Origin of the sequence: Ampullimonas aquatilis (assembly GCF_049675895.1) — a bacterium.
Taxonomy (GTDB): domain Bacteria; phylum Pseudomonadota; class Gammaproteobacteria; order Burkholderiales; family Burkholderiaceae_D; genus Ampullimonas; species Ampullimonas aquatilis.
In genome coordinates this window covers 967,125-979,136 of the sequence record NZ_CP183834.1, presented here as the reverse complement: position 1 = coordinate 979,136, position 12,012 = coordinate 967,125, and the positions used below count along the sequence as shown (strand labels likewise).

The window sequence follows — 12,012 nt, the reverse complement described above, 5'->3', positions numbered from 1 at the left end:
CTTGACGTTGATAGATGAATTAATGACAACTGGAATCACTGCCTTGCGACATGATGGGAATGCGCAGGCGTGGTGCAGGACCAGCCGGCATGGCCAGTGCCTTGCCCACTTCATCCAGATAAATATCCCAATCGAGCATGCCAGAGACCACCGTCACAAACAAAGCATCCCGCAGAAAAATCAGTGCCGGGCGGCGCTGGGCGTCATACTTGCGAGCAATCGCATCTTCACTGGCCGATTGCGCAACAGCAATACGAAAACGCTGCCCAAAGGTTTTTTGCAGCTCGGGCAGCACGACCGCCACATCCAGACATTCCGGAAAGCGGATGGGATCACCCGCAACAAAAATCACTTTGTCACCCGGTTCGGCGGCAAATTCCTCCAAGTTGGCTTCATTGACCCATACAGCCGAAAACTCATCGACCAGTCGTTGAATCAAAAATGGGGTGCTGGGTAAGGTATGCGGCGCAGGTGACTGCAGCATGGCCATTTCTTCACTCATCAATATCTCCTTGAAATTTATTGTTTGACCGGGTTCAGCAAGACGGCCAGTTGTTCGGCACTCATGGCAGAAGGCAAGGTGAAGGGCGAGCTATTGGTATCCATCATGGCCGTGCCACCCAAGGCAGCCATCACCAGATCAAGTGCTTCATTGACTTCACGCGCCCGTACAATATCAATCAATTCACGCGCATCTTCCATAAAAACCAGTAACCAATCGCCTACCTTGCATTCCTCAATCAGTACCGTCGAGACGCGACGAAATTCGCCCCGCCCTTCACATTGCGCAAAACCAGGTTCCAGCGCCAGGACTTGCATGGGAATACCAATACACATATCAAGCTTTCTCGTTGTTAGCAGGCATGAAGCGATCATCGCCAATCCGGCAAGCCAACTCTTCCGGTGGCCGTTCACCTTCATAGCGTGCCAACTGCAAATGCGGCAATGTGACCGACTCATATTCTGTTAATGGCCTGATCCGTGGCTTGGGTTCACCACCCCAGGCAGTCAGGTAACTCAAGGCGATATCCAAAGCACGTGGAATAACCGCCTTGACTGAGTCGCGCAAACTGCCACCATAGTCTTCCAGCTCTTCAGGCTGACAGCCAATCAGCACGACATGCTCCGGATACTTACCGGTCAATTGCGCCAGCGCCAGGACTTCCTGAAAACCGGTCTGATGCAGACTCATTTTCTTGGCACCCATATATTTGGGCACCTCTTCGTTTTCAATGATCTGCATCGTGCCAGGCTCAAGACCATAATCAATGGCATCAAAGATCATCAATCGATCCGCACCCTGTACATGCTGTATCAGATAGAGTCCCTGCGTGCCGCCATCAATCCATTGCACATTAGGGCCACACTCATATTTCTGCTGCATGATTTCCACGCAGCGCACACCAAAACCTTCATCAGCCCAGAGCACATTGCCAATGCCCAGGACCACGATTTGCGGTTGAGTGTCACCACTCCCGTTACAGTCGTTTTTAATCGGATCATGGCTCATGGTTAAATAAACTTAAAAAATCAGGTTAAAGGGAAACAGTGGTATCGGCCGATACAGCCGATGACTGAGACTGGCTGGCCAGAAGTTTCCAGGCCTGAAAGCTGTCCCAACTGCTTTGCAATGTGAGCCAGAAAGAGGTTTCCATTCCAAACATCAAGGCACAGCGAATCGCTGTGTCAGGCGTCATGGCACGATGACCTTGGATGATCTCATTGAGACGTCGCCGCGAAATGCCTAGCATTTTTGCGGTCTGGGTCTGGTTCAAGTGCAGCGGTATCAGATAATGTTTTTGCAAAAACTGACCAGGATGAACGGGGGTTCGGGTTGGCACACCAGGAGGCCGACGCAGCAGACGCTTTGCCTGCTGGCTTGCAGCTTTCCATTGTGGTGTACCAAACCCGCCCATGATCCCGCTCCTCGCCTGCCTGTTAGTCTTTGAAGGTTCGATGACCTGAAACCATCGTACTGATAATGCTTTGACGACCCATGATGTCTTCACGTACCGCAGCATAAATATGCACGATGATGAAAGTGATGATGGCCCACATGCCCAGGTGATGCCAGGTATGCACGTCCTGTGACTGCCCCATCAATGGAATCACCCAGCCAAACAGTCGTTCAGCCCATGAGCCCATTTGTGCACCTTCACCATACAGGGCAAAGCCCGTAAAGATCATGAAAATACTGCCAAAGAAAAATACAAAGAACATGGCAAAGCGGGCAATCGGGTTATGTCCGACGTAGCGTCCTGGCCGATTGCTTAAAAACGCATACCATTTCAGCATGCCCAAAAACTCAAGCCAATAGCCTCGATTGAAAATGGGTACGCTAAACAGTTCACGAGAATGATGGTTACCCACAAAAGCCCAGTAAATACGACCCAGCATGCCAATGGCAAAAATATAGGCCGCCGTAAAATGGGCAAAGCGGATATAGCCCATCAAAAAATGTGCGCTGGCTTCACCTGGCATGGTTGGCAGTGGACTGCCAATGAAGTAGCCGGTCACTGCCAGAACCATGATTGCCAGTGCATTGATCCAGTGCCAGATCCGCACCGGTGCCTGATAAACATAGACTGATTTGATGGACGCACCATGTGCGACTTCGGTTTCATCCAGGTCTGCCGAATTGAGGTCAGCATTGACATGTATATGAGAGGACATAGCAACTCCTATTATGTGAATTGGGCGTGCAGCACTTGCATGCCGCACGCACTGACTCGATTAGCGAACCTTGACCGAAGTCAATTCCTGACCATCAGGGCTCATCACGTGGGTTGAACATGCCAGGCATGGATCAAATGAATGCAGCGTACGTAAAATTTCAACAGGCTGCTCAGGGTTGACCATCGGCGTGTTCATCAGACTGGCTTCAAAAGCACCAATCTGACCTTTTGGATCACGCGGGCTACCATTCCAGGTAGTCGGTACGACGCACTGGTAGTTCTCGATCTTGCCATCCTTGATCTTGATCCAGTGACCCAACATACCGCGTGGTGCTGCCACCGTACCGACACCCTTGGCTTCTTTAGGCCAGGTGGAAGGATCCCATTTTTCAACATTGGCCGTCGACAGATCACCTGCCTTGATATTGGCCATCAACTCATGCCAGTCGTCCAGCATCATTTCGCCAGCATATTGACTTTCCAGCGCACGCGCCAACGTCCGGCCAATGGTGGTTGGCAGCAACTGTTTGGCGCTATAGCTGGTTTCAGGCAAACCCAAGGCTTTTGGAATACCCTGGTTGATCATCATGGCTGAATAATCAACCTGCTCCTTGACACGCTGACAATACTTGTTGCCCTTGGTCGCGTGAACGTATGACAGGATATAGCGTGACAGTGGGCCAACCTCAAGCGCATTGCCGCGCCAGCGTGGTGACTTGATCCAGGAATACTTGGCGCTTTCATCCAATTGCTGAATATTGGTTTTAGTGCCCTTGGTCTTGCTGCCCAGCTCATAATTGGGCTCTGTCACACCATCCCAGGGATGCAGGCCTTTGCTTTCATCTGCGTACTTGTACCAGCTGTGATTCACAAACTCCTGGACTTGCTCAGGATCACGTGGATCAATCGGGAAAATCTCATCCCAGTTACCATTCAGAATCACACCGCCTGGCAATTGCTGGGTACTGTGATCATCCTGAACTTTTTCGTAAGTTCCGTAGTCAGCCACATTCAAGGCAGACAGACCACCACCGTAGAGCCAACCGGCTTGTTTATAGATTGTGCCAATCGCAAGAATATCGGGCACATAAACATTCTTGTTGAACTCAATGATTTCATCAATGCGTGCCTTGACGAAATTGAGACGCTCCATATTCAATGGCGCACCGGCCGCACCATTGCCATCAATATTGATCGCACAGGGCACACCACCAACCAGGTAATTTGGATGTGGGTTTTTACCACCAAAGATGGTGTGAATCTTGACCCATTCTTTTTGCAGATCAAGCGCTTCAAGATAATGAGTCACCGCCATCAAATTAGCCTCTGGAGGCAATACATAAGCCTTGCTACCCCAATAACCATTCATGAACGGGCCCAACTGACCGCTTTCCACAAATTTTTTCAGACGGTTCTGAATATCACGGAAATAGCCCGGTGATGACAAAGGATGGGACGGCGAAACCAGCTGTTGCAGTTCGGAAGTCTTTTTCGGATCAGCCTTCAATGCGGACACCACATCTACCCAGTCCAGTGCATGCAGGTGGTAGAAATGTACTGCGTGGTCATGAACCTGCAGCGTCTTGGCCATCATTTCACGAATCAGATAGGCATTTTTAGGAATCTTGATACCAAGCGCATCTTCCACAGCACGTACCGAAGTCAGTGCATGACAACCCGTACAGACGCCGCAGATCCGCTCTACGAATGCCCAGGCATCACGTGGATCACGACCCTTTAGAATCACTTCCAGACCGCGCCACATCGTGCCAGTAGAAACAGCATTGCGGATGATATTGTTTTCGTCCACATTCACTTCGCAGCGCATGTGACCTTCAATTCGAGTTACCGGGTCGACGACGATACGGCGACCAGTATCATTGAGCTTAAAGCCCTGTGTGTCATAACTTGCCATTATTCTATCTCCTTGATTCTTATCGGCTGGTCACAGTGTCAGTCTTGGTCGCATCTTTTTGTGTGACGCGCTTAAGCACAGAAGCCGCAGCATGAGCAGCGACAGCCGCACCAACTACACCAGCAGTGGCACCACCAATCTGATCGGCATTGGCCTCAATACCAAACTGATGAATATCGGTCAGACGGTTGTAGAAGGAACCCTTGTCCCAAAAGCCCTCTTCCGAGCAACCGATACAACCATGGCCGGATTGGATCGGGAAGCTGGTGCCCTCGTTCCAGCGAGTGGTTGAGCACGCGTTGTAAGTCGTTGGGCCTTTACAGCCAACCTTGTAGAGGCAATAACCTTTACGGGCCGACTCATCATCAAATGCCTCGACAAACTGGCCGGCATCGAAGTGCGGACGGCGATAGCATTTGTCATGAATGCGCTGGCTATAGAACATCTTGGGTCGACCCTGGCGATCCAGTTCAGGAATCCGATCAAAGGTCAGCATATAAGTGATGACACCCGTCATGACTTCGGCGATTGGTGGGCAGCCTGGCACCTTGATGATGGGCTTGTCAGTAATTACCTTATGCACCGGGGTCGCCTGAGTAGGGTTTGGCTTGGCCGCCTGCACACACCCCCATGAAGCACAGGAACCCCAGGAAATGATGGCCTTGGCATCTTTTGCTACGCGCTTGAGTTGCTCCACAAAGGGCTTGCCACCAATAATGCAGCTCATGCCATCCTGATTAAGTGGCGGATTACCTTCCACAGCCAAAATGTAATTGCCCTTGTACTTGGTCATGATCTCGTCAAGAATCGCTTCAGCCTGATGACCAGCCGATGCCATCAAGGTATCGTCATAATCCAGAGAGATCATGGACAACACCACATCTTTGGCAAGTGGATGCGCAGAACGAATGAAAGACTCTGAACAGCAGGTACACTCCAGACCATGCAGCCAGAGCACTGGGGTACGTGGCTTGGTTTCCATCGCATGAGCAATCTGCGGCACGAAGGATGGTCCAAGACCAAGTGATGTAGCCGTCAATGAACAGTATTTAAGAAAACTACGACGCGAAATACCTTGACGACGCATTACCTCGTAAAAGGTCTCTATCATGTTGGATGCTCCTCCGACAACTTGTTATGGACAGAAAAATGGGGCTGCACAATGACTTGTTTTTGTGTGCATGTGATGGTCATAGCAGTTTTCGAACCAGGCAGGAATTAATTCACACCACAATCCTCTGCTATCCACTGTTTCCTTGATTCACAGCAACTTAGCCGCAGACGCAGCGATTGAGCAGCCACGAGGATGGCAAAGCGACTATCCACCTACCAACCACCCTGCAAAGCAACTGACCATGCAAGCATAGAAAAAAGCGCACTGCAGCAAACTTTGATAAGCAGGGGCTATTGCTTTGTGACACGCCAAGCGAGTTCAAGAGCATGGATTCATGCGTATTTGAATTTTGTACCGGATACAGTTACAAATAATTTGAATAGCCATGCATGATGGTGGCCTTATCTTTGCGTATACCATTGCCAAAACACATAACTAATCGCATAACTACCCGCATAACTACTCGATGGAGACACAGATGCCAGAACCGACCATGGCACTGACCAGCCTATTGTTTTTCACTTTTTTCTTTGGCGTCAAACATGGCTTTGATGCGGATCACATCGCCAGTATCGATAGCATTGCACGACTGCAATATCATGCTGGCAACCCCACATTGTCGCGCTTGAGCGGTTTGCTGTTTTCCGTTGGACATGGCTTGGTGGTACTGCTTGCCGCACTCGCTTTGCAGATATTTCATATTGACCACATCCCTACCTGGTTAGACCCATTAGGCACCGCCACTTCCATTGCCTTTTTACTTTGGGTGAGTGTCATCAATATCAAAAACTGTCTGCGCAAAGAAGCCAGTGGACTGGCCATGAGCCACAGCTTTCAATTCATGATGCGCTTACCCATGCTCAAAAGCTTTGCCGGTGGTCTGCTGGTGGGCGCTTTGTTTGCCGTGTCATTTGATGCATTCTCAATTGCGGCCTGGTTTGCCCTGATCGGCAGCCTGCATCAAGGTGCCTGGACTGTCTTGATGGTCTCGCTGATTTTTGTGGCGGGCATGGTCGCCACCGACATGATCAATGGTCTGGTGATGGCACGGCTGATTGCCAACGCCGATGCGTTCCGGATTGCCAGAGCACGCCGCTTTTTTGCCCTGCTGGTTGCCAGCTCGGCTTTGATCGTGGCAGGTTTGCAAATCATGAAAATCTGCTCAAGCCGGATTGATCACTATTTTGACGGCAAGGAACTCTATGTCGGCCTCGCGGTGATTGGCAGCGTGCTGGTATGCTACTGGATTGCCCAGCGCATGAACCAGCTCCGCTATGATTCCCTGCAACATCCTCTGCAATCGCCAGACTTCTGACTGCAGAGAGTCTCAGCCAACACGCATTATGGCGTGTTGACTGAGCAGATCCATTTATTTCAGGCGTGTGGCCACGTCGGCAATCCGTTTGCCAAACAACTTGGCTGTTTCCAGATCACCTGGCAGTGGCCCTTCTTCGGGTGATGAGTCAGACGGTGACTGTGCCATCAGGCCACTGAATGAGCCCACAAAATTGATGTCATTGCGTTGTGCGGCTTTGCTATTGGCAGGCATCAAACCGGTACCCACCCAGATCATGCTGTGTTGCTGTGACAGCGTAAACAGATAATGCAGAGTCGACAGCTTGTCGCCATTCATGGTGGCCGAGTTGGTAAAGCCCGCGGCAATCTTGTCTTTCCATTTTTGGGTGTACCAGGGTTTGGATGTGGCATCCAGAAACTTCTTATATTGCCAAGGCACGGTACCCATATAGGTCGGCGCACCAAAAATGATGGCATTGGCTTCTTCCAAGGTAGTCCAGGCGGCTTCAGGCACGTTACCTTCCTGGTCAACGGCAATGACTTCCACCGTCGCACCCTGGGCAGCACCGGCCTGTACGGCTTCGGCCAGTTTTTTGGTATGGCCGTAGCCACTGAAATACACGATTGCTACTTTAGTCATGGTTTACTCCTTTAAAAGGTCAAGACAGGATTGAGTTGGATCGGGTTTATGAAAAAATTCGAGCTGATTCAACAAGTACAAATATTTATTTTTCAAATAACTGCCACTGATGTGGTGGTAATTTCAATTTTGGCGTGCATCAATTTATGGATCGGACATTTATCGGCAATCTCGATGAGCTTGCCACGCTCTTCATCGGATAAAGTGCCAAACAGGGCGATCCGGCGCTGCAGTCGATACACCCCCTCTTGCTCATCACGGTTGTCACGTTCAATCTCAACCTCAATATCCGTCAAGGCCCAGCCCTTGCGCTGCGCGTACATCATGACTGTCAGCGCCGTACAACTGGCCAGTGAGGCATCAAACAAATCATGCGGATCAGGGCCAAGATCATCGCCACCGCTGCTGGCGGGCACATCACTCAGAAAGCCATGTTCACCGAGTGACACCGCCATCGCCAGCTTGCCGTAACTGTATTTATTGACCTTGATCGACATGACAACCCTTTTTTAAAAATCAATGTTCAGGCAAGTCAAACAACAAAACTTCGGCTGCCTGACCGTTGTCGAGCACGACCGTGGTCTCATCACGCAGCTTGATCGCATCACCTGCTTTTAAAGCCACACCATTCACACTGACCGTACCGCGTGCCACGTGTACGTAGGCCAGACGACCGATTGGCAAGGCATGCACCGCACTTTCAGTACCGTCAAACAAGCCTGCGTACACTTGCGCATCCTGATGAATCAGGACCGAACCATCCCGACCATCCTCGGACGCCACCAGACGCAAACGGCCGCGCTTGTCTGCGACTGAGAAATGCTTTTCCTCGTAGCCAGGCTCAATCCCGCGCTGATTGGGCATAATCCAGATTTGCAGCAAATGCACCTGTTGCGCCGGATCATGGTTGAACTCGGAATGCTGCACACCACGCCCGGCACTCATGCGCTGCACATTGCCCGGCAGAATGGTCGAGCCATTGCCCATGCTGTCTTTATGGGTCAGCGAGCCTTCCAGCACATAGGTGATGATTTCCATGTCACGGTGACCATGCGTGCCAAAACCGCTCTTGGGCGCAACCCAGTCCTCGTTGATCACCCGCAATGGACCAAAATGGACATGCTCGGCACTCACATAATCAGCAAACGAAAAACTATGATACGAATCCAGCCAGCCGTGGTTGGCATGGCCCCGATCTTCAGCAGCACGCAGTTCAAGCATGATGTACTCCTTTCATGACGTGTCAATGGGCAGACAGGACGACCTGGAAAGAATTCAAATTATCTGAGATATATTTCCAAATCAATCTGCCATGGAAAGCATGATAGGCCTTTACGACAATGAATAAAGCCTCTATATTTGAACCTCTTATTCAAATATTTTGAATGAAATAACCATGAGCCTGACATTGGAAGCCTTGGAAGTGCTGGATGCCATCGACCGGAAAGGCAGTTTTGCGGCGGCCGCCATTGAGTTGAATCGCGTGCCATCAGCGCTGACTTATGTCGTGCGCAAGCTGGAAGAAGACATTGACGTACTGCTGTTTGACCGCAAAGGCCATCGTGCCAAACTCACGCCAGCCGGTCGCGAACTGCTCAACGAAGGCCGTCACATTCTGCGTGCTACTGAAGAACTGACCTGTCGCGTCAAACGGCTGGCCAAAGGCTGGGAAGTAGAACTGCGCATCGCCATGGACGGGCTGATGCGCTTTGACGCCCTGCTACCGGTACTGGCCGATTTTTACGAGCAGCAACCCGGCACTAAACTGCGTTTTCAAACTGAAGTACTGGGTGGTTCATGGGATGCACTGGTAACGGGTCGTGCTGATCTGGTGATTGGCATGAGCTGGGATACCCCCAACCAGAGCGGTTTTCAGATTCGTGATCTGGGCAGGATTGAATTTGTCTTTGCGGTTGCGCCCACGCATCCGTTGGCCGCTCTGCCCGACCCCTTGCTGCCGCAGCAAATCGTGCAACACAGGGCGGTTGCCATTGGGGACACCTCGCGCTCATTACCCGTACGCAGCGCCGGCCTCTTGAGCGGGCAGGATGCGTTGACCGTACCCGACCTGCCAGCCAAACTGGCAGCACAAGTCAAAGGCTTAGGTGTTGGCTATCTGGCGCGCTCGGTCGCTGAGCCGTTTTTAGCCACCGGCCAACTGATTGCCAAAGCCACCACCGAAAACAAGCTCGACTCCCAACACTATTACGCCTGGCGCAGTGATGCGCGTGGCAAAGCCCTGCAATGGTTCATCAAGCGGCTGGAAGAACCACGTCTGCAAAAGGCCTTGTTGCGGTAAAGTTGCATCATGTCACGCCACGCCACGAGTTATATCGGTCGCTTTGCCCCCTCGCCCAGCGGCCCTTTACATATTGGTTCGCTCGTCACCGCACTGGCGAGCTGGCTGGATGCCCGCGCACACTGCGGGCAATGGTTGGTACGCATGGAAGATGTCGACACACCACGTACCGTGCCCGGCGCTGCCGAAACCATTTTGCAGGCCTTGCAAGTCTGCGGTTTGCATTGGGATGGTGAAGTGACGGTACAAAGCCAGCGCGGCATGGCGTATCAGGCCGCGTTTGATTATTTAAATTCTCAACATTTAACCTACGCCTGTGCTTGCACCCGCAAAGAGATTGCCGACTCACTCACCCAATTGCATGGCCCGGCGGGCGCGCATGAACGGCATGCCACGCTGACTTATCCAGGCACCTGTCGCAATGGCCTGCAAGGCAAGACTGCACGCGCCTGGCGCATCCGCGTGCCAGATATCAGCGTACAATCCACAGATCGCTGGCAAGGCTTGCAAACCCAGGCTTTGGCCGATGTGGTCGGTGACTTCATACTGAAACGCGCCGACGGCTTGTGGGCTTATCAATTGGCCGTGGTAGTCGATGACACCGAACAGGGCATCACCCATATTGTGCGCGGCGCCGATCTGCTCGACTCCACGCCGCGCCAAATTTGGCTGCAACAGCAGCTTGGCTACCCCGCCCCAAGTTATATGCATGTGCCACTGGTTTGCAATGCCATCGGAGAAAAACTCTCCAAACAGACGGGGGCCAACCCGCTTGATTTGCAAAATCCGCTCAGCGAATTGCAACGTGCGCTGCAGTTTTTGGGCTTGCCCGGTGAAGGCAATGACATCTCACAAGTGTTGGCAACGGCCATTATTCACTGGCGTCAAAGATGGATAATTGTGCCGGGGAAATTGCCGATATAGGCATACTCCCATCCAGTAAACAATAAAATCATTATACTTAGGTGCATAAAATGGATATGGTTTTTATATACAGCCACTGAGTATCCATGTTTATCGCATAAGATCAGCATCTTGAAATGGCTGATCTTGTTTTTCCCGATGGCGATAACCTGATGACAATCACAGTTATCGGCAATCTGATTTTATTGAATCACTCCGCGCTGCTCTGTTATTGGCATTACTCTGCCTATATACCAATGCTGAATGGCCTTAAATCTTTTGGTCAGGCCAGGATTCATGTTGGAGCCGACTGGCCGACAGCTGTTTTTCAAAACCAAACAGATGTCAACGCCTTTCAGAAAATAACTAATTTTCAAATATTCCGATCTGACCAAAGCAATCCAATGTACCACGGCCAAACCTCATCTGAATACAAGCCACAACGATTGTGCAGACTAGCAAAGAACGTTACTCTTCCAGCAGGCTACGCAGCATCCAGGCAGTTTTTTCATGAATATCGAGACGCTGGGTCAGTAGATCGGCAGTCGGTTCATCACTGGCTTTCTCGGCCAGTGAAAAGATGCTGCGCGCGGTACGTGCCACGGCTTCATGACCTTCTACCAGAATACGAACCATGTCGAGTGCCTTGGGTGGCGTGGCTGGTGCATCATTGATGGAAGCCAGTGCGCTGAACTGCGCATAACTGCCCGGCGCGGGATGACCAAGCGAACGAATCCGCTCGGCGATCGGATCGACCGCATTCCACAATTCGGTGTATTGCAGCATGAACATTGCATGCAGGGTATTGAACATGGGCCCAGTCACATTCCAGTGAAAATTGTGCGTGGTCAGATAGAGCGTATAGGTATCTGCCAGCAGTTTGGACAGTCCTTGCGCAATGTCGGCACGGTGCTTGTCGCTGATACCGATATTGATGGTGGCTGCGGTACTGGCTGATTTTGGCTTGGCCATACTATTTCTCCTTGATGAAAAATAACGAGAGTATGCAATGCGCTACTGTGAGCAAATGATCCACCAGCCGACATGCTGATTAGATGATGGCAGACCAATTGTAGCCATATTGACGATTTTCTGGCTAGCGCAAACAATGCTACTTGATACAGCGCAAGCAGCACCCATTCTTTATTTTGTGAACCGTGCCCGGCCTTA

Annotated in this window: 14 protein-coding genes; 3 read left to right on the top strand and 11 right to left on the bottom strand. The window is 51.2% G+C overall.

The features are described from left to right. Positions 1-19: 19 nt before the first annotated feature. From ACMYR3_RS04545 to ACMYR3_RS04515, 7 genes are read right to left on the bottom strand one after another with little or no spacing between them, the layout of a single operon-like run. On the bottom strand, positions 20-502 hold the full coding sequence (locus tag ACMYR3_RS04545; protein ID WP_424194941.1) for a hydrogenase: 483 nt from the start codon (positions 500-502) through the stop codon (positions 20-22). 17 nt (positions 503-519) lie between these two features. Next, on the bottom strand, positions 520-837 hold the full coding sequence (locus ACMYR3_RS04540) for a HypC/HybG/HupF family hydrogenase formation chaperone (RefSeq protein ID WP_424194939.1): 318 nt from the start codon (positions 835-837) through the stop codon (positions 520-522). Between the two features lies 1 nt (position 838). Beyond that, on the bottom strand, positions 839-1,510 hold the full coding sequence (locus ACMYR3_RS04535; RefSeq protein ID WP_424194937.1) for a HyaD/HybD family hydrogenase maturation endopeptidase: 672 nt from the start codon (positions 1,508-1,510) through the stop codon (positions 839-841). Positions 1,511-1,535: 25 nt separating this feature from the next. Then, entirely contained in the window at positions 1,536-1,916 is a 381-nt protein-coding gene (locus ACMYR3_RS04530) for a HigA family addiction module antitoxin (protein WP_424194935.1), read from the bottom strand. Positions 1,917-1,938: 22 nt separating this feature from the next. Next, positions 1,939-2,673, bottom strand: a complete 735-nt coding sequence (cybH, locus tag ACMYR3_RS04525; protein WP_424194933.1) for a Ni/Fe-hydrogenase, b-type cytochrome subunit — start codon at positions 2,671-2,673, stop codon at positions 1,939-1,941. A 60-nt stretch (positions 2,674-2,733) separates the two neighbouring features. Next, complete coding sequence (locus tag ACMYR3_RS04520; RefSeq protein ID WP_424194931.1) at positions 2,734-4,590, bottom strand: nickel-dependent hydrogenase large subunit; 1,857 nt, start codon at positions 4,588-4,590, stop codon at positions 2,734-2,736. A gap of 19 nt (positions 4,591-4,609) precedes the next feature. Next, complete coding sequence (locus ACMYR3_RS04515; RefSeq protein WP_424194929.1) at positions 4,610-5,701, bottom strand: hydrogenase small subunit; 1,092 nt, start codon at positions 5,699-5,701, stop codon at positions 4,610-4,612. A 481-nt stretch (positions 5,702-6,182) separates the two neighbouring features. Between ACMYR3_RS04515 and ACMYR3_RS04510 the strand changes: the two genes are divergently transcribed. Continuing rightward, positions 6,183-7,019: a hypothetical protein gene (locus tag ACMYR3_RS04510; RefSeq protein WP_424194927.1), complete on the top strand. Its 837-nt coding sequence runs from the start codon at positions 6,183-6,185 to the stop codon at positions 7,017-7,019. 54 nt (positions 7,020-7,073) lie between these two features. Here the strand turns inward: ACMYR3_RS04510 and ACMYR3_RS04505 are convergent, their stop codons facing one another. The 3 genes from ACMYR3_RS04505 to ACMYR3_RS04495 all read right to left on the bottom strand — a co-directional run bounded on the left by ACMYR3_RS04505 (position 7,074) and on the right by ACMYR3_RS04495 (position 8,861). Beyond that, the gene (locus ACMYR3_RS04505) at positions 7,074-7,640 is read right to left on the bottom strand and encodes a flavodoxin family protein (RefSeq protein WP_424194925.1); all 567 of its coding nucleotides are present in this window, start codon (positions 7,638-7,640) and stop codon (positions 7,074-7,076) included. Between the two features lie 92 nt (positions 7,641-7,732). Further along, positions 7,733-8,137 (bottom strand): OsmC family protein, encoded by a 405-nt coding sequence (locus ACMYR3_RS04500; protein WP_424194923.1) that lies wholly within the window; start codon positions 8,135-8,137, stop codon positions 7,733-7,735. A 19-nt stretch (positions 8,138-8,156) separates the two neighbouring features. After that, a complete protein-coding gene (locus ACMYR3_RS04495; protein ID WP_424194921.1) occupies positions 8,157-8,861 on the bottom strand; it encodes a pirin family protein in 705 nt (234 codons plus the stop codon). A 175-nt stretch (positions 8,862-9,036) separates the two neighbouring features. On the opposite strand from ACMYR3_RS04495, the gene ACMYR3_RS04490 reads away from it, so the two are divergent. Beyond that, positions 9,037-9,939 carry a LysR family transcriptional regulator gene (locus tag ACMYR3_RS04490; protein WP_424194919.1) on the top strand — a complete coding sequence of 301 codons (903 nt, stop codon included), beginning with the start codon at positions 9,037-9,039 and terminating at the stop codon, positions 9,937-9,939. A 9-nt stretch (positions 9,940-9,948) separates the two neighbouring features. Beyond that, positions 9,949-10,863, top strand: coding sequence for a tRNA glutamyl-Q(34) synthetase GluQRS (gene gluQRS, locus ACMYR3_RS04485; protein ID WP_424194917.1), 915 nt, complete (start codon positions 9,949-9,951; stop codon positions 10,861-10,863). 447 nt (positions 10,864-11,310) lie between these two features. On the opposite strand, the gene ACMYR3_RS04480 is transcribed toward gluQRS, so the two are convergent. Further along, positions 11,311-11,814 (bottom strand): Dps family protein, encoded by a 504-nt coding sequence (locus tag ACMYR3_RS04480; RefSeq protein WP_424194915.1) that lies wholly within the window; start codon positions 11,812-11,814, stop codon positions 11,311-11,313. Positions 11,815-12,012: the final 198 nt, after the last annotated feature.